Source organism: Bradyrhizobium sp. CCBAU 25338 (assembly GCF_028128965.1).
GTDB lineage: Bacteria > Pseudomonadota > Alphaproteobacteria > Rhizobiales > Xanthobacteraceae > Bradyrhizobium > Bradyrhizobium liaoningense.
In genome coordinates, this window is the sequence record NZ_LFKY01000001.1 from 331,167 (window position 1) to 353,420 (window position 22,254).

At 63.6% G+C, this 22,254-nt stretch carries 17 protein-coding genes; 7 read left to right on the forward strand and 10 right to left on the reverse strand.

What is annotated here, in order from left to right; all coding sequences use genetic code 11:
• Nucleotides 1-25: 25 nt before the first annotated feature.
• From ACM42_RS01500 to ACM42_RS01520, 5 genes are all read right to left on the reverse strand, one after another.
• Nucleotides 26-1,525, reverse strand: a complete 1,500-nt coding sequence (locus ACM42_RS01500; protein ID WP_271526353.1) for a tripartite tricarboxylate transporter permease — start codon at nucleotides 1,523-1,525, stop codon at nucleotides 26-28.
• Complete coding sequence (locus ACM42_RS01505; RefSeq protein WP_271526354.1) at nucleotides 1,525-2,010, reverse strand: tripartite tricarboxylate transporter TctB family protein; 486 nt, start codon at nucleotides 2,008-2,010, stop codon at nucleotides 1,525-1,527. The genes ACM42_RS01500 and ACM42_RS01505 overlap by 1 nt, the downstream gene beginning before the upstream one ends.
• A complete protein-coding gene (locus ACM42_RS01510) occupies nucleotides 2,007-2,975 on the reverse strand; it encodes a Bug family tripartite tricarboxylate transporter substrate binding protein (protein WP_271526355.1) in 969 nt (322 codons plus the stop codon). The genes ACM42_RS01505 and ACM42_RS01510 overlap by 4 nt, the downstream gene beginning before the upstream one ends.
• Before the next feature lie 108 nt (nucleotides 2,976-3,083).
• Nucleotides 3,084-3,926: an IclR family transcriptional regulator gene (locus ACM42_RS01515; protein WP_271526390.1), complete on the reverse strand. Its 843-nt coding sequence runs from the start codon at nucleotides 3,924-3,926 to the stop codon at nucleotides 3,084-3,086.
• 193 nt (nucleotides 3,927-4,119) lie between these two features.
• The gene (locus ACM42_RS01520) at nucleotides 4,120-6,249 is read right to left on the reverse strand and encodes an acetate--CoA ligase family protein (protein WP_271526356.1); all 2,130 of its coding nucleotides are present in this window, start codon (nucleotides 6,247-6,249) and stop codon (nucleotides 4,120-4,122) included.
• A 351-nt stretch (nucleotides 6,250-6,600) separates the two neighbouring features.
• Between ACM42_RS01520 and ACM42_RS01525 the strand changes: the two genes are divergently transcribed.
• The 3 genes from ACM42_RS01525 to frc all read left to right on the forward strand — a co-directional run bounded on the left by ACM42_RS01525 (nucleotide 6,601) and on the right by frc (nucleotide 10,446).
• Nucleotides 6,601-7,296, forward strand: coding sequence for a GntR family transcriptional regulator (locus tag ACM42_RS01525; RefSeq protein WP_162250091.1), 696 nt, complete (start codon nucleotides 6,601-6,603; stop codon nucleotides 7,294-7,296).
• A 73-nt stretch (nucleotides 7,297-7,369) separates the two neighbouring features.
• The gene (oxc, locus tag ACM42_RS01530) at nucleotides 7,370-9,103 is read left to right on the forward strand and encodes an oxalyl-CoA decarboxylase (protein WP_271526357.1); all 1,734 of its coding nucleotides are present in this window, start codon (nucleotides 7,370-7,372) and stop codon (nucleotides 9,101-9,103) included.
• A 65-nt stretch (nucleotides 9,104-9,168) separates the two neighbouring features.
• Nucleotides 9,169-10,446, forward strand: coding sequence for a formyl-CoA transferase (gene frc / locus ACM42_RS01535; RefSeq protein WP_271526358.1), 1,278 nt, complete (start codon nucleotides 9,169-9,171; stop codon nucleotides 10,444-10,446).
• Between the two features lie 309 nt (nucleotides 10,447-10,755).
• Here frc and ACM42_RS01540 read toward each other — a convergent pair whose 3' ends face one another.
• Nucleotides 10,756-11,718 carry an alpha/beta hydrolase family protein gene (locus ACM42_RS01540; RefSeq protein WP_271526359.1) on the reverse strand — a complete coding sequence of 321 codons (963 nt, stop codon included), beginning with the start codon at nucleotides 11,716-11,718 and terminating at the stop codon, nucleotides 10,756-10,758.
• Nucleotides 11,719-11,849: 131 nt separating this feature from the next.
• On the opposite strand from ACM42_RS01540, the gene ACM42_RS01545 reads away from it, so the two are divergent.
• Nucleotides 11,850-12,539, forward strand: a complete 690-nt coding sequence (locus ACM42_RS01545) for a hypothetical protein (RefSeq protein ID WP_271526360.1) — start codon at nucleotides 11,850-11,852, stop codon at nucleotides 12,537-12,539.
• Between the two features lie 72 nt (nucleotides 12,540-12,611).
• On the opposite strand, the gene ACM42_RS01550 is transcribed toward ACM42_RS01545, so the two are convergent.
• The 4 genes from ACM42_RS01550 to ACM42_RS01565 form a co-directional block, all read right to left on the reverse strand.
• Nucleotides 12,612-15,017 (reverse strand): multiheme c-type cytochrome, encoded by a 2,406-nt coding sequence (locus ACM42_RS01550; protein ID WP_271526361.1) that lies wholly within the window; start codon nucleotides 15,015-15,017, stop codon nucleotides 12,612-12,614.
• A gap of 35 nt (nucleotides 15,018-15,052) precedes the next feature.
• Nucleotides 15,053-15,505, reverse strand: a complete 453-nt coding sequence (locus ACM42_RS01555; RefSeq protein ID WP_271526362.1) for a DUF2721 domain-containing protein — start codon at nucleotides 15,503-15,505, stop codon at nucleotides 15,053-15,055.
• Between the two features lie 34 nt (nucleotides 15,506-15,539).
• The gene (locus ACM42_RS01560) at nucleotides 15,540-15,818 is read right to left on the reverse strand and encodes a hypothetical protein (RefSeq protein WP_271526363.1); all 279 of its coding nucleotides are present in this window, start codon (nucleotides 15,816-15,818) and stop codon (nucleotides 15,540-15,542) included.
• A gap of 75 nt (nucleotides 15,819-15,893) precedes the next feature.
• Nucleotides 15,894-18,587 carry an arylsulfatase gene (locus ACM42_RS01565; RefSeq protein WP_271526364.1) on the reverse strand — a complete coding sequence of 898 codons (2,694 nt, stop codon included), beginning with the start codon at nucleotides 18,585-18,587 and terminating at the stop codon, nucleotides 15,894-15,896.
• Nucleotides 18,588-18,902: 315 nt separating this feature from the next.
• Here ACM42_RS01565 and ACM42_RS01570 point away from each other — a divergent pair, with 315 nt between their 5' ends.
• The 3 genes from ACM42_RS01570 (at nucleotide 18,903) to ACM42_RS01580 (ending at nucleotide 22,225) form a co-directional block, all read left to right on the forward strand.
• Nucleotides 18,903-19,955, forward strand: a complete 1,053-nt coding sequence (locus ACM42_RS01570) for a SphA family protein (RefSeq protein ID WP_271526365.1) — start codon at nucleotides 18,903-18,905, stop codon at nucleotides 19,953-19,955.
• A 199-nt stretch (nucleotides 19,956-20,154) separates the two neighbouring features.
• A complete protein-coding gene (locus ACM42_RS01575; protein WP_271526366.1) occupies nucleotides 20,155-20,598 on the forward strand; it encodes an SRPBCC family protein in 444 nt (147 codons plus the stop codon).
• 340 nt (nucleotides 20,599-20,938) lie between these two features.
• Nucleotides 20,939-22,225, forward strand: coding sequence for a serine hydrolase domain-containing protein (locus ACM42_RS01580; protein WP_442868880.1), 1,287 nt, complete (start codon nucleotides 20,939-20,941; stop codon nucleotides 22,223-22,225).
• The last annotated feature ends 29 nt before the right edge of the window (nucleotides 22,226-22,254 follow it).

Sequence of the window (22,254 nt, forward strand, 5' to 3'; positions counted from 1 at the left end):
TTAGCACATGCGTGCGTCTTAACGGCTAATCCTCGTTCGCCTTGAATCGCCCGAGCCCCTTCAGCACGAAGGGCGCCAGTAGCGCGATCAACGCCACCGCCAGCAGCGTCGCCGAGATCGGGCTTTGGACCAGTGTCATGGGATCGCCGAGGCTGATCGCGAGTGCGCGACGCAACTGGCTTTCGGCGATCGGGCCGAGGATCAGGCCGACGACCACGGGAGCGATCGGAAAATCGAACCGGCGCATCAAGAAGCCGAGCACGCCGAAGCCGGCCAGCATCGATAGTTCCACCACCGACGGCTTGGCAGCGATGGTGCCCATGGTCGCGAAAACGAGGATGCCGGCATAGAGCCAGGGCTGCGGAATCGCGAGCAGGCGCACCCACAGTCCAACCAGCGGCAGGTTGAGCACCAGCAGCATGCAGTTGGCGATGAAGAGGCTCGCGATCAGACCCCACACCAGATCGGGCCGCTCGGCGAACAGCAGCGGCCCTGGATTGAGGCCGTATTGCTGGAAACCCGCCAGCATCATCGCGGCGGTCGCCGAGGTCGGCAGCCCGAGCGTGAGCAGCGGCACCAGCGTGCCGGCGGCGGAGGCGTTGTTGGCCGCTTCCGGGCCCGCCACCCCTTCGATCGCACCCTTGCCGAATTCTTCGGGGTGTTTGGTCAGGCGCTTCTCGGTCGAATAGGACAGGAAGGTCGGGATCTCGGCGCCCCCCGCAGGCAGGGCGCCGATCGGAAAGCCGAACATGGTGCCGCGCAGCCACGGTTTCCACGATCGCTTCCAGTCTTCTTTTGTCATCCACAGCGAGCCGCGCACCGGCTCGAGCTTCTCCTCGGTGTGGTGGCGGCGCGATGCGACATAGAGCGCCTCGCCCACCGCGAACAGGCCGACCGCGAGCGTCGTCACCTCGACGCCGTCGAGCAGCTCGGGGATGCCGAACGCAAGCCGCGCCTGGCCGGTCAACTTGTCGATGCCGACGAGGCCCAGCGTCAGGCCGACGAACAGGCTGGTCAGACCACGAACCGGCGAATCTCCGAAGGTCGCCGACACCGTGACGAAGGCAACGCACATCAGCGCGAAGTAATCCTCTGGGCCGAAGCGCACGGCGAAATCGACCAGCCACGGCGCAAGGAAGGCGAGTCCGATGGTGGCGATGGTGCCGGCAACGAAAGAGCCGATCGCGGAGGTCGCAAGCGCCGGCCCGCCACGGCCGGCCTTGGCCATCTTGTTGCCTTCGAGCGCGGTCGCCATCGAGGCGCTCTCGCCGGGCGTGTTGATCAGGATCGCGGTGGTCGATCCGCCATACATGCCGCCATAGTAGATGCCGGCGAACATGATCAGCGAGCCGCCGGGATCGAGCTTGTAGGTCACCGGCAGCAGCAGCGCGACCGTCAGCGCCGGGCCGATGCCGGGCAGCACGCCGACGGCCGTGCCGAGGAACACGCCGATCAGCGCATAAAGCAGGTTCATCGGCTGGACGGCGACCGCCATGCCGTGGGCGAGCGCGGCAAAAGTGTCCATCACAGCAGTCGCTCCAGGGGCCCGGCCGGAAGGCTCAGCGTCAACAGGCGGTCGAATGCGAGATAGATGACGGTCGACATCACGAGGGCGATGATGCTGTCGATCAGGATGGCACGGCGCCCAAACGCCGCCGACGTGGTCACGAACAGCGCGGACGTCGCCAGGATGAAGCCGCCGCCGAAGCCGATGATCGCGATCAGCAGCGCCAAGCCGACCAGGATCAGAATCACCGGAACGGGATCGGCACTCTCGCGCGCCGGCAGGTTGCCACGTAGCGCGTCGATGAAATTGCCGATCGCGAGCAAGGCCAGGCCGGAGGCGACCACAACCGGCATCGCCTCGGGCCCCATCCCGTACATCGCGGCGGATTGCAGGCCGCGCGCATCCCAGACCAGCACCGCGGCGAGCCCTGCGAGCAACGCGGCGATAGCGAGGCCGGCGCGGTCGACGCGCCGCGGCGGCTGCGCAGGATCGCCTGAGGTCATGACTTGACGAGGCCCACCGATTTCAGCACATCGGTGACGCGCACCGTTTCCTTCTTCAGGAAGTCAGCGAAAGCGTCGCCGCCGAGATACGCATCCTCCCAGCCTTTCTGCTTGAGTATCTCCTTCCAGGCGTCGGACTTCACCATCTTCTCGACCGCATCGCTCAAGGTCTTGCGCTGCTCCGGCGTGATGCCGGGAGGCGCGACCACCGAGCGCCAGTTGGCAATCACGAGGTCGATGCCCTGCTCCTTGAAGGTCGGGATGTCACTGCCGGCAATGCGCTTCTCCGAGGTCACGCCGATCGCGCGCAGCTTGCCGGACTTGATCTGCCCTTCATATTCGCTCAGGCCCGAAATGCCCGCGGTGACCTTGCCGCCGAGGATCGCCGCCAGCGACTCGCCGCCGCCGGAGAACGGGATGTAGTTGATCTTCTTCGCGTCTGCGCCGACGGCGCCGGCGAACAGGGCTGCCATCACATGGTCGACACCGCCGGCAGAGCCGCCGGCGAAGGTGACCCTGGCGATATCGGCCTTCACCGCGGCGGCGAGATCCTGCGCATTCTTGATCGGCGAATTCGCGGGAACCACGATCACCTGGATCTCCTCGGTGAGGCGGGCAATCGGCGTCACCTGCTCCAGCGTCACCGGCGACTTGTTCATGGCGAGCGCGCCCACCATGACGAAGCCGTTGACCATCATCTGGTTGCCGTCGCCCTTGGCGCCATTGACGAACTGCGCGATGCCGACGCTGCCGCCGGCACCGGGAACGTTGGTGACCTGCACGCTGCGCGCGACGCCTGAAGCCACCAGCGCCTGCTGCATCGAGCGCGCGGTCTGGTCCCAGCCCCCGCCCGGAGCTGCCGGCGCCATCAGCTTGAGCTCGAGTTGCTGGGCAAAGGCCGGATTGGCTGCCGCCAGGGTCAGCGCGACGGCTGCGCCGACAAGGCGCGGGGGAAATCGAAACATGGGGGCATCTCCAGGCTCATGCGGACGTTTGCCGCATTGTGTCGTTTGGTCGCATATCAGCCAAAACGGCCGATACTGTCCAGTGACATCCCCCAGGGCTTTTTTTGGTCAGCGAGGCGCCGGGATCACCCCGCCGAGCGCGGCCGTCAGTTCGGCAGCGACATCCCGGACGATTTGCCCGATCTCCGGCAACCGCTGATCGGTCAGCCGGCCCGTCATGCCGGAGACTGAAATCGCCGCGAGCGGCTCGGCGCAGTCGTTGTAGACGACCGCCGCAACGCAGCGCAGGCCCATGCAGGCCTCTTCATCGTCGAGGGCGTAGCCCTGCTTGCGGATCTTTTCGAGTTCCTTGAACAGGTCGCTCGGCCGAACGATCGACTTCTCGGTCAGGCGAGGCATGCCGTGATGGCGGATGACGGCGCCAACGTCCTCGTCCGAATAGGTTGCCAGCACGGCCTTGCCGACGCCGGAGGTTACCATGGGAACGCGGCCGCCCACCTTGGTCAGTGAGCGCATGATCTCGCGGCTTTCCATGCGGGTCAGCACGATGATGAACTCGTCGTCGACCACGGCGAGATTGGCCGTCTCGCGGGTGAGATCGCGCAGCTTGCGGAGGTATGGAATCGCCTGCGCAGAGAAATTGCGCCGCCGCGCGAAGCTGGCGCCGACGGTGAAGCTGCGCACGCCGACATGCCATTTGGATTCGGCACGGTCGAACTGCACGAAACGGCGGTTTTCGAGGGTTGCGAGCAGCCGGTGCACGGTGGACGCCGACAGGCCGGTGCGGATCGCGAGATCGCTGAGGCGATAACCTTCGTCGTCCTCGGCCAGCGTCTCGATGATCGAAAGCGCACGATCAACGGACTGCACGCCGCCGTCGCGGCCCTCGTGATCGGCTTCCGCGACCGATTTGGGCTCGAGCGATTTGCGGCGGATCACGTTCTTGCTCATCGCGACCTGCATTCATTCTTCTCCTCTCCCCGCCTGCGGGGCGGCGACGAGCTTCGCTCGCGCTCAGAGGGTCAGAGTGAGGGGAGTCTCCGCGAGGACGGGGGCAGTCAGACTCGTGGAGGGTCCCCCTCACCCGGAATCTGCTGCGCAAATTCCGGCCTCTCCCCGCGGGCGGGGAGAGGCGAACGACAGCTCAGAGCAGCCCTGCCCCGCGCGCCCACTTGTACTTGGCGCCGAGCACCTCGACCGGCAGCTCGGTCGAGTAGGCGTAGGCCGGAATGCCGTTCTGGTAGAGATATTCGGCGGCTTCCTCGACCTCGACGTCGCCGGCCAGAGACGCGACCATCGGCTTCACAAAACCCTTGGCCTCCATCTCCTTCTTCACCTCGACCATGTTGCGGGCGAACACCATCGGCGGGGTGACGATGGTGTGCCAGTAGCCGAGGATCAGCGCGTGGATGCGCTCGTCCGAGAGGCCGAGCTTCACGGTGTTGACGTAGGTGATCGGCGGCTCGCCGCCGGTGATATCCACAGGATTTCCGGCCGCACCGAACGGCGGGATGAACTTGCGGAAGGCCGCATCGAGATCCGGCGGCATCGACATCAGCGACAGGCCGTTGTCGACGCAGGAGTCCGAGAGCAGCACGCCCGAGCCGCCGGCGCCGGTGATGATCAGCACGTTCTCACCTTTCGGCGTCGGCAGCACCGGCACGCCACGGGCGAATTCGAGCAGCTGCCGCAAGGAGCGAGCGCGGATCACGCCGGACTGCTTGAACACGTCCTCGTAGATGCGGTCGTTACCGGCGAGCGCGCCGGTGTGCGAGGACGCAGCCTTGGCACCGGCCGAGGTGCGGCCGGCCTTGAGCACGACCACCGGCTTCTTCTTGGAAACGCGTTTTGCCGCTTCCGCAAAGGCGCGACCATCCTTGAGGTCTTCGCAGTGTTGCGCGATCAGGTTGGTGTTCGGATCCTGCTCGAAGAAGGCGAGCAGATCGTCCTCGTCGATGTCGGACTTGTTGCCGAGACCGACGATCGCCGAGACGCCCATTTTCGCTGAGCGCGAGAAGCCGATGATGGCCATGCCGATGCCGCCCGACTGCGACGACAGCGCCGCATGGCCCTTGACGTCGTAAGCAGTACAGAAAGTCGCGCAGAGATTGGCGGGCGTATAGTAGAAGCCGTAGATGTTCGGCCCCATCAGGCGGATGTCGTATTTCTTGCCGACCTCGACGATCTCGGCCTGCAGCTCCGGCGCGCCGGCTTCGGCGAAGCCCGACGGGATCAGCACCGCGCCCGGGATTTTCTTCTCGCCGCACTCGGTGAGCGCCGCAGCCACGAACTTGGCGGGGATCGCGAACACCGCGACGTCGATCACGCCGGGCACGTCCTTGACGCTCTTGTAGGCCTTGTAGCCGAGGATCTCGGTGGCCTTGGGATGGATCGGATAGATCTCGCCCTTGTAGCCGCCGTTGATGAGGTTCTTCATCACGGAATTGCCGATCTTGCCATCCTCGGCGGAGGCGCCGACCACGGCGACCGCCTTCGGCTGCATGATGCGGTTCATCGCGGTGACGATCTCTTCGGTCGGGCGCGGCTTCGGCTTCGGCTTGAAGGCGAAGTCGACGACGATGCGGACGTCGGCTGCCGTCGCGCCCTTCGCCGTCGCGAACACCGGGTTGAGGTCGAGTTCGACGATCTCGGGAAAATCAGTGACGAGCTGCGACACCTTGACGATGACGTCGGCGAGGGCGTTGCGATTCACCGGCTCGCTGCCGCGCACGCCCTTCAAGATCTCATGCGCCTGGATGCCGTCGAGCATCGAGAGTGCGTCTTCCTTGGTCGCGGGCGCGAGGCGGAAGGTGATGTCCTTCAACACCTCGACCAGCACGCCGCCGAGGCCGAAGGCAACGAGCTTGCCGAACGAGCCGTCGGTGATCGAACCGACGATGACCTCGGTGCCGCCGGCCAGCATCTGCTGCACCTGGACGCCCTCGATCTTGGCATCGGACTTATATTTCTTGGCGTTGGAAAGAATGGTCTCGTAGGCCTTCTCGGCCTCTTCGGTGGTCTTGAGACCGACGATGACGCCGCCGGCTTCGGTCTTGTGGAGAATGTCCGGCGAGACGATCTTCATCACGACCGGGAAGCCCATGGACGAAGCCATCTTGCCGGCCTCGCCTGCCGACTTTGCCACGCCCTCCTTCGGCACCGGAATGCCGTAGGCGTCGCAGACCAGCTTGCCCTCCGGCGCCGTCAGGCTGGTGCGGTTGTCCGCCTTGACCTGGTCAAGCACCTTGCGGACGGCATCTTTGGAATTGGACATCTGGCTTCTCCCTTGACCTGAGTTCGTTCTTTTCAAAGCGCGCGCGTGGTTAGCGGCTGCCCGTGATGCTTGCCATTGGCCGCGCTCTGTTCCATGCGGCAGAACGGAGTGGCATAAAGCCCGAGACTACTCCGCCGGAATGGATCAAAAATGGCTGGCGATGGCATTTGGTATGCCAGAAGCCAACTTGTCAAGCTGGAGCATGCCTTGGAACGCCGCAAAAAATCGTCAGCTTGACATTCTGGCATGTGGTATGCCAAAAACTTTCCCGTTAATATTCCTGTAAAAGACGACTCCCACTGGAGGAGATTCGTCGTGTCACTACGCAAACCAACCAAGGCGTTGCCGAACATGGCCGAGGCAGACATCGCAATCGTTCGTATTGCCCCGGAGAGCAGCTTCAAGAACAAGGCGTATGACGCCTTGAAGGAAGCCATCCTCAAGATGGACATCTACTCGACGCCCGAGCCGGTGATGCTCGACGAGCGCGCATTGTCCGAGAGGCTTGGCGTCAGCCGCACGCCGATCCGCGAAGCGATCGCGATGCTCGAGCAGGACGGTTTTGTGAAGACGGTGCCGCGCCGCGGCATCATGGTGGTGCGAAGGACCAAGAGCGAGATCGTCGACATGATCCGCGCCTGGGCGGCGCTGGAGAGCATGGCCGCGCGCCTCATCACCACGACCGCGCGCAAGAAGGACATCACCGCGCTGCGCGACTTCTTCAAGGATTTCGGCAAGGACCGCCTGCCCGAGGATCACGTCGAGGAATATTCCCGCGCCAACATCGCCTTCCATCAGGCGCTGATCTCGCTGTCGGAATCGCCGGTGCTGGTCGATCTCACCAACGACCTCCTGCTGCACGTGCGCGGCTATCGCCAGCTGACCATCGGACGCAAGGACCGCACCGCGACGTCGCTGCCCGAGCACCTCGGCATCATCGAAGCGCTGGAAGCGCGCGACACCGAGCTCGCGGAGAAGCGCGCCCGCGATCACACCCTCGGCCTCGCCGCTTACGTCGAAGCGCACGGCCAGGAACTGTTCACGTAGCTCTTGACCTAGCAAACGTTCACCAGAAGGGCGAAGCACTCGCCCCAGTACTGAGACCAGGGAGACAAGGCCCATGCTGAATACCGCGACCAAGTCCGAAGCACCGGGCACCGAGCAGGAACTGACGGATGGTTTTCATCTCGTCATCGACGCGCTCAAGCTGAACGGCATCAATACCATCTATAATGTGCCGGGCATCCCGATCACGGATTTGGGCCGCATGGCGCAAGCCGCCGGTATTCGCGTGATCTCCTTCCGCCACGAGCAGAACGCCGGCTACGCCGCAGGCATTGCCGGCTACCTCACCAAGAAGCCCGGCGTCTGCCTGACCGTCTCGGCGCCCGGCTTCCTCAACGGTCTCACCGCGCTCGCGCATGCCACCACCAACTGCTACCCGATGATTCTGGTCTCGGGCTCCTCCGAGCGCGAGATCGTCGACCTCCAGCAGGGCGACTACGAGGAGATGGATCAGCTCGCGATCGCGAAGCCGCTGTGCAAGGCGGCCTATCGCGTGCTGCACGCCCAGGACATCGGCATCGGCTTTGCCCGCGCCATCCGCGCCGCGGTCTCGGGCCGCCCCGGCGGCGTCTATCTCGACCTGCCGGCAAAGCTGTTCGGCCAGGTGATGAATGCCGAGGCCGGCCGGAAGTCGCTGGTCAAGGTGATTGACGCTGCGCCCGCGCAGGTCCCCTCGCCGGCTTCGGTGAAGCGCGCGCTCGACGTGCTCAAGAGCGCGAAGCGCCCGCTCATCATCCTCGGCAAGGGCGCGGCCTACGCGCAGGCCGACGAGGAGATCAAGAGCTTCGTCGAGAAGAGCGGCGTTCCCTTCCTGCCCATGAGCATGGCCAAGGGCCTCCTCCCCGACACCCATCCGCAGTGCGCCGGCGCGGCCCGCTCGACGGTGCTGAAGGACTCCGACGTCGTCATGCTGATCGGCGCGCGGCTGAACTGGCTGCTCTCGCACGGCAAGGGCAAGAGCTGGGGCGAAGCGCCGAAGAAGTTCATCCAGGTCGACATCGAGCCGAAGGAGATGGACTCCAACGTCGAGATCGTCGCGCCCGTCGTCGGCGACATCGGCTCGGTCGTCTCCGCGTTCAACCAGGCGCTTGCGTCGGGCTGGACCGTCGCGCCCGCCGAATGGACCAAGGCCGTCTCGGCCAAGCGCGAAGAGAACGTCGCCAAGATGGCGCCGAAGCTCATGAACAACAAATCGCCGATGGACTATCACGGTGCGCTCGGCGTGCTGAAGAACGTCATCAAGGAGAACCCCGAGGCGATCCTCGTCAACGAAGGCGCCAACACGCTCGACCTCGCCCGCGGCGTCATCGACATGTACCGCCCGCGCAAGCGTCTCGACGTCGGCACCTGGGGCGTGATGGGCATCGGCATGGGCCAGGCGATCGCAGCCGCGCTCGAGACCGGCCATCCCGTGCTCGCAGTGGAAGGCGACTCGGCGTTCGGCTTCTCCGGCATGGAGGTCGAGACCATCTGCCGCTACAACCTTCCGATCTGCGTCGTCATCTTCAACAATGACGGCATCTATCGCGGCACGGATGTGAACAGCGCCAACGCCGACCCGGCGACCACGGTGTTCGTCAAGGGCGCGCGCTACGACAAGATGATGGAAGCCTTCGGCGGCGTCGGCGTCAACGCGACCTCGCCGGACGAGCTCAAGCGCGCCGTGAACGAGGCGATGACGTCCGGCAAGCCGACGCTCATCAACGCGGTGATCGATCCGGCCGCAGGCTCGGAGAGCGGCCGCATCGGCAACCTCAATCCCCAGAGCGTTCTGCAGAAGAAGAAGTAAGTCCACCCCTCAACCCTTTACTCCCTGCCGGGTGCAGGGGCAGACAAAGAGTACGGAGCAACACGATGACCAAAGCGCTCACGGGCGTTCGCATTCTCGACTTCACCCACGTCCAGTCCGGGCCAACCTGCACGCAGCTGCTGGCCTGGTTCGGCGCCGACGTGATCAAGGTGGAGCGTCCGGGCGTGGGTGACATCACCCGCGGCCAGCTGCAGGACATCCCGAACGTGGACAGCCTGTATTTCACCATGCTCAACCACAACAAGCGCTCGATCACGCTCGACACCAAGAACCCCAAGGGCAAGGAAGTCCTCACCGAGCTGATCAAGCAGTGCGACGTTCTGGTCGAGAATTTCGGCCCCGGCGTGCTCGACCGCATGGGCTTCCCCTGGGAGAAGATTCAAGCGATCAACCCGAAGATGATCGTCGCCTCGATCAAGGGTTTCGGTCCCGGACCGTACGAAGACTGCAAGGTCTATGAGAACGTCGCGCAGTGCACCGGCGGCGCCGCCTCCACCACCGGCTTCCGCGACGGCGTGCCGCTCGTCACCGGCGCGCAGATCGGCGATTCCGGCACCGGCCTGCATCTGGCGCTCGGCATCGTCACCGCGCTCTATCAGCGCACCCACACCGGCAAGGGCCAGCGCGTCACCGCCGCGATGCAGGACGGCGTGCTCAACCTCTGCCGCGTCAAGCTGCGCGACCAGCAGCGCCTCGCCCACGGGCCGCTCAGGGAATACAGCCAGTTCGGTGAAGGCGTGCCGTTCGGCGATGCCGTGCCGCGCGCCGGCAACGATTCCGGCGGCGGTCAGCCCGGCCGCATCCTGAAGTGCAAGGGCTGGGAGACCGATCCCAACGCCTACATCTACTTCATCACCCAGGCTCCGGTCTGGGAGAAGATCTGTGACGTGATCGGTGAGCCCTCGTGGAAGACCGATCCGAACTACGCCAAGCCAGCGGCGCGCCTGCCGCGTCTCAACGAGATCTTCGCCCGCATCGAGCAGTGGACGATGAGCAAGACCAAGTTCGAGGCGATGGAGATCCTCAACAAGGACGACATCCCCTGCGGCCCGATCCTGTCGATGAAGGAGATCGCCGAGGACCAGTCGCTGCGCGCGACCGGCACCGTGGTCGAGGTCGACCACCCCACCCGCGGCAAGTACATCTCGGTCGGCAACCCGATCAAGCTGTCGGACTCTCCGAGCGATGTGCAGCGCTCCCCGCTGCTCGGCGAGCACACCGACGAGATCCTGCGTTCGGTGCTGGGCTTCAGCGACCACCAGGTCGCCGAGATCCACAAGTCCGGCGCGCTCGACCCGCCGCAGAAGCAGGCCGCGGAGTAAGCCAAGCCGCCTCGAGTATGACGAAAGGGCCGCCCGAAGGGGCGGCCCTTTTTGCTTGCGAGCGCCGTGCCATCACAGGCATCAACTCAAAAACTGAAAAACAACCCCATGCACAGTAGCCAACCCTTTGACCCAGAACAGATTTCGTATTTCGCGAAGTCAGTTTGACGCGTCGGGCAAAACAGGGGTATTATGCCATTGTTGGGAGCAGCAAACGTCCTGCCCGACGACCAGCATTTCGCGGCACCGGGCGTTGTCCGTCACCGAGCTTGAGAGGCGTCGATGTCCCTCCCCTCGATCGCGAGAAGCTTAGCGCCCTCCGAGCTGCTCGTGAAGGAACCTCACCACTGCTGCGTCGAACTCGCGGTGAAAGGCCGCCCTATCAAAGCCCTCGGGATCGGTGCAAACCTGTGGTCTCAGTGCGGCAAGCTCGGGCGTGCAGGGTGGCAGAAACGCGTAGTGACCGGCTCGTACGACGTGAATATCAGGCTTGCCCGGCAGGCTGCGGGTGACGTATGCGACGCCTGCCGCGTTGACGCCCCCGCCTCCCAGTTCGGATCGCCAGACCTGCAGCGGGATGCCAATGTTCGCCAGATTTTCAGGCGTGAAGGAAAAACTCACTGCAGGATCGACAATCACCGCGGCCTTAATGCGGGCATCGTGCGGCGGTTCGGGAGGAATCTCACCGGCACGCAGCTGCTCGCAGGCCGCTGACTTGTTGTCCTGTTTACAATCGAGCCTGCGAAAATCAGGCTGAGCGCCGACCAGAACCAGTCCGGTAAAACCGCCCAGAGAGAAGCCGAAGAAACCCACCTTGGCGGGATCGATCGCGTCCCTGTCTTTCCATTCGTGCAGCATGAAATCGAGCAGGCGGACCATATGCGCTGGACGCGACGCCCAAACAGGCATCCCACGCGCCGACATATCGTTGGTATTGTTGCCGGGATGGTTGATCGCCGCGACGATAAAGCCGGCGTTCGCCAGCGCTTCGATGATGTCGAGGTGAAGTGCGAAATAACCGCTATTTCCATGGGAGACGACGACCAGTGGTAGCTTGGCCCCGCTGACGGGACAGTCCTTCGCTCCCTCCAGCCGATCGACCGTGGGCACCGAAAGACGGCCAAGCGCCACATGCGTCGGCTCCGCCGCGCAAGGATACCAGATCGCACCTGACAGCGACGGATCGGCGTCGAGCAGTTGAATGCCCGCAGCCTCGGCCGGCGAACCAAGACAGCAGAGCGTGATGGCAAAAGCCCAGAGCGTGCTGCGCAACGGAAGCCCCCGATCTCCCGCAGGAGTTGAACGCGGAACGGTAGCGGAATTGTGGCTTCGCTTGTCAAGCGGGCACACCTTGCCGCCGCTGTTGGCGTTGAGGCAAACTGTCCGCAAAAAGGGAGGTCAGCATGTCACTGCTCGGCAAGGTCGCCGTTGCGATGTGGTGGAGCGTTCGCCCGGAGCAGCGCAGCGAGTTCGGCGACTGGCACTCGCAGGAGCATTTTCCGGAGCGGATGAGCATTCCCGGCTTCCGGCGGGGATCGCGCTGGAGCAGCACGACGGATGCCGAGGGCTTCTTCGTGCTCTACGAGCTGGAACGATATGAGGTGCTCACGTCGCAGGGATATCTCGACCGGCTCAACGCGCCGACGCCGTGGTCGAGGAAAATGATGCCGCATCATCTCGGGATGGTCCGCAGTCAGTGCCGGATCATCGCGAGCTTTGGCGGTGGCGTCGCAAGCTCGCTTGCGACCATCAGGCTTTCGCCGCAAGCTGGACGCGCTGCAGAGCTGCAGGCGCACCTCCTTGATACGCTCGGCGCCCTTGCGTCGAAACCGGGACTGACGGGCGCGCACCTCCTCCTGACCGATACACCGAAGACGAGTTCGCCCACCACGGAACAGCAGATCCGGGGAAAGGACGGCGCCGCCGACTGGATCGTGCTGCTGTCGGGTTACGACGCCGATGCCGTCGAGCGTGCCGTGATCGCGCAGTTGGCGTCATCGGTGCTTCATGCGGCGGGCGCTCAGAATCATCCGACGGAGGGCCGCTACCGGCTGGCGTTCACTATGACGCCACAGGACGTGGCGGCGATTTGACATCGAAGTAAGCCCGGCCGCCGCCTGCCTTCGGCGAAAGCCCACGAGCGCAGGCGGCTCTTCCTGGCGCAACTAACGCTTGAGCTCTCTGATGAGGTTCGCCAACCGTGGATCGTCAGGCCGGAGGAGCGCCAGTCGCTCGGCATAACCCAGCGCGGCCGCGATGTCTCCCTTCTCCCTGCTGATGTTCAAAGCGGCTGAAAGCAGCTCCATATTGTTCGGATGACCCCGCAGGCTCTGGTTCAGCACAGAAAGTGCATCGTCACGCCGACCGATTCCGTTCAGTCCTACAGCATAGACGTAGGCGTAGCGCATTTGGCCGGGGTCAAGAGAGGCAGCCCGACGCAGCTCGTCGAGGGCCTCCTCGCTGCGCTTCTGGCGCACGAGTGTCAGACCAAGCGCGTGGTGGAGAGATGCGTCCTGCGCCGACGCGGAAAGCGCTTCTCGCAGGATTTTCTCCCCGTCACTGTCGCGTCCGAGTTGCCGGTACAGGTCGGACAAGTTGACGGCGGCCGCCGCAAACGAGGGATCGAGCCTGAGGGCGGCGCGGTATTCGGCTTCCGCCGCGCCGGGATTGGCCTGGCGCAGGAAGAAGTTGGCAAGCGCCGTTCGCGAATCCGGCCGATCAGCATTCAGCTTCTGCGCATCGACGAATTCGGCAGCCGCCCGCGCGAACTGGTCACGATCGGCCGCTGGCTGGCGCGCTGGAGGCACGGCGGCCAGAAGTTCGGCGGCGCGAATGCGCACACCAGGCACGGGATCGCGCAGCTGCGGCGAGACGACCGGCCAGAGCTGATCGGCGGGCGCTCCTTCGAGCCGATCGAGCGCGCCGAGCCTCACGAGCGGATCGGAATCGGAAAGCCCATGCCGGATCAGATCGAGAATCGGTGCCGGAAGCTCCGCCAGCGCGCTGGCCCGGACGATACCGGGAACTTCAGCCGATTCAGCGACTGCGGCAAGTTGCGCTTGCGCGTCGGCAGCTTCGCTCCAGGCAGCATGAAACGCGCGCGCATAGGTCTGGTGGCCCCGCCGCTCCGGCCCGAACCAACCCTCGATCTGATGCGCTGCCCAGGCCGCTGGCTTGTCGCGATGACAGTCGTTGCACGCATTCGGTGCGCCCGTCTGCTCCGAGAGATCGGGACGCGGAACGCGGAAGCCGTGGTCGTGGCGGCGATCGAGGATCATGTAGCGGCGCTCCGGCATATGGCAGGCCGGACAGCCCAGCGGCGGCGAGACATGGGCATGGTGCCGGTGCGCCGCGGATTCATATTTGGCGGGCGTATGGCACTGCGAACAAACGCCGTCTCCGGGCGCCTTCAACGTTACGCTGTGCGGGTCGTGGCAGTCACTGCAGGTCACGCCCTTGGCGAACATCTTGCTCTGTTTGAACGGCGCGTAATTGTAGGTCTCCTCGTCGTCGCGCATCTGGCCGTCGGCATAAAAGCGGTGTCGGTCGAGCAGCGATACACGGTGTGTGTCAGAGAGCGGTCGGCCCGGTGTCCAGTTTTCCGATAGCTGCCCGCGGCGCGCGTGGCAGCGCCCGCAGGTCTCGACCTCCTTGCGCAAGCCAGGTGGCGGCGCGCTGCGTACCGGCGTCAATTTGCCCGCGGATGCGGCCCAGGTGATGCCGGTGCGCTCGTCGAAGCGCACCTGCAGGCCATCGTCAGGGCCGCGCGCCGCCGGGTTGGTACGAGCCCAGGTAACGTGGCGCGAGCCAGCACCGTGGCACGCCTCACAGCCGACGCTGATCTCGGAAAAGGTGGTCGCGAAGCTGTCCCGGTCGGCATTGTAGCCCTTGTTCACGTTCGTCGAATGGCACTCCGCACACATGAAATTCCAGTTCTGGTTCAGCTTCGTCCAGTGCAGGGAATCGCTGCTGGTGACGGCGTTGTCCGGGTAGAGATGAAACCAGCGCTGACCGCCCTGCTGTTTCGGCCGCGTGTCCCAGGCGATGGACAGAGCCTGGACGCGGCCATCCGGGAATTGAATCAGATATTGCTGCAGCGGGTCGATGCCGAATGTGTATTTCACCTCGAAGGTCGCGAGCTTGCCGTCAGGCCCATCGGTCTCGACCAGGAACTTGTCCTTCTTGCGAAAGAAGCGCGAGCGGGTGCCGGCATAGTCGAAAGTCGCGTCGTTGAAATCGCCGCGCACGGACTGCGCCGTCGCGTGATCCATGGCGCGGCGGTGCTGCGAGGTCCGCCAGAGCCTTGCTTCCGCTTCGTGACAGTCAGCACAGGATTCGCTCCCGACGAAGGCCCGTTCGGCAGGCGCTGACGTCTGGACGGGAGCCTTCGATGGTTCGAACCACAGCAGTCCGCCGGCGATCGCGGCAACAACTGCGCTCGCGCCGAGGATCCAGCGCCTCGTAGCGCCGTGAGGGACTTGCAGCGGCTGCGGCCCGGACCGCACTGGTTCGGGCGCTGGCGCCTTGCCGAGCTTGTCGCCCTTGCGGTTCTTTCGCGAGCCTCGTGTCACGTCTGCTTACCGCTCCAGCCGTTCCGCCACTCGGCTTACACGTGAAGGTCATTATCGTGAAGCGCAATTCTGGTTTCGCGCGCCAGATCGACGAGGGCGGCGCTGAACATCAGCATGGCCGCCATGAACAGGATCGCCACGCCGTATTCGTGTGCGATTTGCAGGAGCGCGCTGATGAATGCAACGAAGATGATGAGCGCCGTGAGGATCGCTGCGACGACGGAGCAGAACAGCGACCGGTTCAGAAGCCGCGCCCTTTCCCGAAGCCGCGGCAGATCGCCTTTCAGGAAGACTCTTGCAGAATCGCCTGCGGGAATGCCGTTGATGAACTGCGAGCGGTCGATCACTCGGTTGACCCGTGAGATCACGACCGAGATGAACGCACCGACCGCGCCGAGCAGAAATGCCGGAGCAGCGACATTGGCGATGATGCGGCCAAGTTCGTCGATCGAAGGTGTGATTGGGATCAGATCGGTTACGCTTTGCATGTTGCCGCCGTTCGATGCGGTGCCGCGCGCGGCGTCACCGCAGCGGTTCGACCTTGGCGGCCATGTCCGGCGCGCGGCTCACCCGATAGCTCGCATTGCTGCATCTGAGCACCCAGACCGCATGATCGGCCCTCGAGCGCGCGGTGTCCTTCGTCGCGCCGAGCGCCTTGTCACACGTAAACCCTTGCGTCCGGATCTGTGCGGCGAGCATGTCCTGCACCGTCTCCGCCGCGCCCTGCGCCGCAGCGCAGCCGACAGTCAGGGCGTCGGTCAGTGCAAGCGCTGACAGGAAGATCCAACGGCCGTTTGTCATGAGCTTCTCCGATCGCACATCGCATGCATTTGGCCGACGGAAAGCCGGTTGGCTTCCCGTCGGTGTCGCGCCGAACTATCGGCGAACACATTCCTGAACGAACTTGACCCGGTCCACCATGCCAAGTCCCTTTGCCTCGGCATCCTTGCGGCAACCCTCGCGCTTGTCGATCCGCAACTGGATCTTCTCGACCAGATTGAGGCCGATATTGCTGGAGACCTGGGGTACCGCCGAGGCAACTTTTCCGGCATCCGCAGACGGGCCGTCGCCCGCCGCACGCGCGGCTTCCTCCATCCGCTTGATATCAGCCGGGCTCAGCTTGGGTCGATCGATGTCCAGGGTGATCCTGTTGATCTTGCCGGTGAAGGCAAACGGTGCCTCGTAGTCATTGTCGTCGACCGGCGTGCCGGTGTCTGAACCGATGTCCAGTGCTTCGTCCCACTGCAGGATGAAGGGAAGCGTGTGCTCCATCTTCTCCGTGGCCACCACATTGCCATCGACCTTCAACGTGCCGGTGCCGCCCTTTCCGATGCCGCTGTAGTCGCCGAACAGCATGGTCGCTGTGCCGAGACCGTCATACGCGAAGGCAAACTCGATCACGTGCTTGCCGGGCGTGAGCTCCGTCCCCTCCCAGCGCACGCGCTTGAGGTCAACGAGGTTCCAGGTAAAGACGGGCTTGTTCTTGAGGACATAGAACCCATACCCGCCGAAACGGCCGCCCTGGGTGATCAGCATGCCCTCGGCACCGCCCTGCGGAATCTCGACGTCGGCCTTGAAGACATAGGACGCATTGAGCAGGCTCGGCGCGTCGCCGTTCGGCGTGCCGGTGAGCGGTCGCGCCCAGACGAAGCTCGTCCGGCCGGCGCTGAGGCTCGGGCGCGGCGTAATAATCCTGGTAGCCATTGAGCTGTCGAGCGGCAGCACCTGATACTTCTCGGCTTCCTTCCAGAACAGCGCCTGCAGCTCCTTCAACTTGTCGGGATACCTGGCGGCGACGTCCTCGGCCTGCGTCCAGTCGTTCTTCAGGTCATAGAGCTCCCAAGGGTAATCGGCCGGGCTTGGCAGCTTGACGCCTCCAGTCACCCACGGCGGCCGCAACACCTTGGTCGAGGCGATCCATCCGTCATTGTAGATCGCGCGATCCGCGAACATCTCGAAATACTGGATCTTGTGGCTCGACGGCGCGTTCGCGTTGCCGGCGTCGAACGTGTACATCATGCTGACACCTTCGATCGGGCTCTGCTTGATCCCGTCGACGATGTCCGGCTGCTTGATCTTCGCGGCCTCGAGGATCGTCGGCACGACGTCGATGACGTGGTGGAACTGGCTGCGGATGCCGCCCTTGTCCTTGATCACGGCCGGCCAGGAGATTGCCATACCCTGGCGCGTGCCGCCGAAATGGGAGACGATCTGCTTGGTCCAGGAGAACGGCGTGTCAAAGGCCCAGGCCCAGCCGATCGACATGTGGTTGTAGGTACGCTCGGTGCCCCAGACGTCGTAGAAGTACTTGAGCTGCTCCTCGACCGACGGGTTGATCTGGTTGAACATCGCCACTTCGTTGGGCGTGCCGTTCGGCTGCCCTTCGGCGCTGGTGCCGTTGTCGCCTTCAATGTAGATGATCAGGGTGTTGTCGAGCTTGCCGAGATCGTCGATCGACTGGATCACCCGGCCGATTTCGTTGTCGGCGTAGGCGGCAAAAGCGGCGAACACCTCCGCCTGACGGATAAACAGCTTCTTCTCGTCGGCGGAAAGCTGGTCCCACTCCTTGATCAGGTCCTTTGGCCACGGCGTGAGCTTGGCGTTCTGCGGGATGACGCCGAGCTTCTTCTGGTTGTCGAAGATTGTCTCGCGCAGCTTGTTCCAGCCCTGGTCGAACAGGTGCACGTCGCCGATCTTCTTCACCCACTCCTTGGTCGGATGATGCGGCGCATGCGTCGCGCCGGGCGCGAACTTGATGAAGAACGGCGTGTCGGGCGACAGCGCGTTCATGCGGTTCACATAGTCAATGGCGTCGTCCGCCATTGCCGTCACCAGATTCCAGCCGGGATTTCCTTGGTAGGGATAGATTGCCGTGGTGTTGCGAACGAGATTGCCGGGCTCCCACTGATTGGTATCGCCACCCATGAAGCCGTAGAAATATTGAAAGCCCATGCCGGTCGGCCACTGGTCGAATGGGCCGGCCTGGCTCGCCTGGTATTCCGGCGTGTTGTGGTTCTTGCCGAACCATGCCGTATGATAGCCGTTGTCGGTCAGGATGCGGCCGATCGTGGCCTTGTCCTTGGTGATGATGCTGTCGTAACCGGGGTAACCGGTTGCCTGCTCGGCAATCACGCCGTAGCCGGCGGAATGATGATTGCGTCCGGTGATCAGCGCGGCGCGCGTCGGCGAGCACAGCGCCGTTGAATGGAAATTTGTATAGCGCAATCCGCTTTGCGCGATGCGGTCGAGTGCAGGCGTTGGAATGACGCCGCCGAACGTGCTTGGCACGCCGTAGCCGGCATCATCGGTGATGATGAGCAGCACGTTTGGTGCACCCTTCGGCGGCACCACGCGCGAGGGCCAGAAAGGTGTCGAATTGCGCGCATCGCGCTCGATCTTGCCGCCGAATTTCTGCGGAGGCGGCGGCAGCTGATCGCCGGGAATAGTGATGGTCGCCGCAGGCGATCCGGGCGGCGGCGCAGCGTGTTGGACTTGTTGTGCCAATGCTGGCGCCGAAATCGCAAAGGTCAGTGAAAATGCGACAAGAAAAAAGGATCGGGCAGTGCTCATCGCAATTCCTCCCTTCAAATGAGGCGCCATCATTTTCCATGCGACCAGAAAAGGGCTTGATATGGATCAACAGATCAAGATGACGGATCAGAAGCGGAGATGTTGGAGACAGAGGAGCGGCGTCCGTAAATTCCCGGGAGCGCATCTCAATGCCCGTTGGTATCATAACGCTGCAGTGTTGTTCCGTTACCACATCTGACTGCCGAATATTCCCGGCGCAACGGAAGCTATGGCCTGCCCCTCGCCTGGATCATACTATCAGCAACAAATCAGGCGCTCCCAGGAAGCTGATCTGGTGTTTCGGGAGGGGTCACCATGCGAGTGACGAAAGCGTTTGCCGGCATTGCATTTGCGGCCTTTGCATCGATACCGGCGATAGCCTTGGCCGATGAAAGCGGCATCAGCTTCTGGATTCCCGGCATGTTCGGCAGCCTTGCTGCGACGCCTCAGCAACCGGGCTGGACGGCGGCTGCGATCTACTATCACACCTCGGTGTCCGCCGGCGGCGACGTGGCGCGCGCACGCGAAATCCAGATCGGCCGCATCCCCGCAAACTTGACGGCCACGTTGAACGCGAACCTCAACGCGAATGTGGATCTAGGCCTGTTGAACGCGACCTACGTCTTTGCAACACCGGTGCTGGGCGGCCAGGCCTCGGCCACCCTGATGGGAATCTACGGTGCAAACACCACCACGCTCAACGGATCGGTGACGGGTACGCTCGCAACGCCACTGGGCTCTATTCCCTTCTCGCGCTCCGATTCCATCAGCGATTCCGTGACCGGCTTTGGCGACCTGATCCCGCAATTCGCGCTGCGCTGGAATGCCGGTGTCCACAACTACATGACCTACATCACCGGTGACATCCCCGTCGGAGCCTACCAGTCGTCCCGGCTCGCCAACATCGGGCTCGGGCATGGCGCGATCGACGCGGGCGGCGGCTACACCTATTTCAATCCGCAGACTGGACATGAACTGTCCGGCGTGCTCGGCTTCACCTACAATTTCAAGAACACCGACACGCAGTACCAAAGCGGTGTCGACATGCACTTCGACTGGGGCGCCTCCCAGTTCCTGAGCAAGCAGGTGCAGGTGGGGCTCGTCGGGTATTTCTACCAGCAGCTCGGCTGCGACAGCGGCTCCGGCGATCGCGTCGGCTGTTTCCGCTCGAGGGTGGGCGGGGTCGGCCCACAGATCGGATTCATCTTTCCAATCGGCGACAAACAGGGCTACCTCAACTTTAAGGGATACAAGGAATTTGCCGCCGAAAATCGCCCCGAAGGCTGGAACGCGTGGGTGACCTTTGCGATCTCGCCGGCGGCACCGCCGCCGGCAGTGACGCCGACGAAGCACGTCATCACGAAGTGACGGGCGTTCACGATGACGCCGGTCGAGTGGCGGCTGTCTAGCCGGCTCGCGCCAGACCATCTGCCGCCAGCGCTCCCGACAAAAGCCATCAAAAAATCCAAGCTACCATGTCGGGCCGGCCGAGCCTCGTTCGTCCTCGGGACATGAATGGGCAACGGACGTGCGCGCCGGAGCCATCAAGTCGTGAGGAACAAGAAACATGCCCAATACCATCCGCCTGCACCGCGTCCTGGCCACCAGGCCGGAGAAAGTCTATCGCGCCTTCCTGGAGGCCGATGCGATGGCGAAATGGCTTCCGCCGAACGGGTTCACCTGCACCGTACATCATTTCGAGCCCAAGGTCGGGGGCACGTTCAAGATGTCGTTCCGGAATTTCACCACGGGCAACAGCCATTCCTTTGGCGGCGAATATGTCGAGCTCGTGCCCGGCGAACGCATCCGCTATACGGACAAGTTCGACGATCCCAATCTGCCCGGCCTGATCGAGGTGACCGTGATCCTGAAGAAGGTCTCGGTCGGAACCGAAATCGACATCACGCAGTCGGGCATCCCGGATGTCATCCCGCCGGAGGCCTGCTATCTCGGCTGGCAGGAATCGCTGCGGAATCTGGCCAAGCTCGTCGAGCCCGAGATCAACCAATAGGCTGGACGCAACGGCTTTGAGCCGGGTCGATGTGAGCCGCGGGCTCGCTCGGCCTCCTCCGCTTGGGCAGGGCTATCGCATTTGAACGCGATTTCCCTGTAGCCGTCCTTCGAGACGCCCGCCGTTGGTGGCCCTCAGGGTAAAGATCGAGGGTGCGGCTGCCGCTTCAACCTCAGCGGTGCCGCTTAGCCTCGTCCTGAGGAAACCGCCATCGAGTCGGTGCGAAACGGTATCCGACGGCGGCGCGGCAGGCGCCTCCCGCCTGCGTGCAGGCGCTCCCTGATGCCCCTTGTGCCGGTTGAGCGGAAGGCTACACTTGGGAGGAATCGGGAGGGGGTTGATGAAACCATTCCAGGCGTTGCGGATGATTGCCTGTGGCGCGCTGCTCGTTGCGGCCGCAGCAGCTTCGGCCCGGGCCGAAGGGACTTTTGAAATTCCCGCGGGAGCACATTTCAACAAGGACAAGCTGGCAAAACTCGACGAGTTCTTCCGCAACGAAGTCGCGACGGGGAAAATTCCCGGAGCGATCCTGCTCATCCAGCAGCACGGCAAGCCGGTCTATCACCAATCCTTCGGCGTGCAGGACGTGGAGTCGAAGGCTCCAATCACCGACCATACCATCTTCCGCCTGTTCTCGATGACCAAGGCCATCACCAGCGTGGTTGCAGTGCAGATGATCGATGAGGGCAAGTTCTCCCTCGACGACCCGATCGCAAAATACATTCCGTCGTTTGCAAATGTGAAGGTCGGCGTCGAGAAGGAAGCCAGTGGCGGTACCAAGACGCTCGAACTGGTGCCGCCGAACCGGCCGCCGACAGTGCTCGACCTGATGCGCCAGACCTCCGGCATCACCTACGGCTTCTACGGCGACAGCCTGGTCCGCAAGGCCTACAAGGCTGCCGATATCTATGCTGGTGATTTCGATCTCGCCGAGTTCGCCGAGCGGATCGCAAAACTGCCGCTGCACAATCAACCCGGCGCGCTCTGGCAGTATGGCCATTCCACCGACATCCTGGCGCGGATCATGGAAATCGCGTCCGGGAAGTCCCTGATCGAGGTCGAGCGGGAAAAGCTGCTCGATCCACTCGGCATGAAGGACACCGGCTTCTTCGTCGGCGACCCCGAAAAGCAGAAGCTGCTCGCCAAGCCGATGCCGAACGACAGCGATTTCCGGGTGGGGCGCGAAAACGACCCGACCAAGCCGAAGAAGATCATGTACGCCAGCGGCGGCATGGTCTCGACGATGGCGGACTACGCCCGCTTCGCTCAGATGCTGCTCAATGGCGGCACGTACGAGGGCAAGACCATTCTCAGCCCCAAGGCGTTCAAGCTGCTGACGACGGACCAGGTCGGGCCCGGATCGGGCGTCGAGCGGGACTTCTTCTACTTTCCGGGCGACGGCTTCGGCTTTGGGCTCGGCCTCGCCGTACGCACCGATCCGGGCAACGCCAAACCGCCGCCGCCGGGCAATCTGGGCGAACTGAAATGGGACGGCGCCAGCGGCTGCTATTTCGTGATCGACCCCAAGCAGGACATGTTCTTCGTCTTGCTCGAGCAGACTCCTTCGGAGCGCCAGCGCATCCAAAGGACCGTCAAGCAGCTGATTTATGAGGCCATGGAGAACTGACGACGTCACGTCGGCGAGCGAGCGACTGC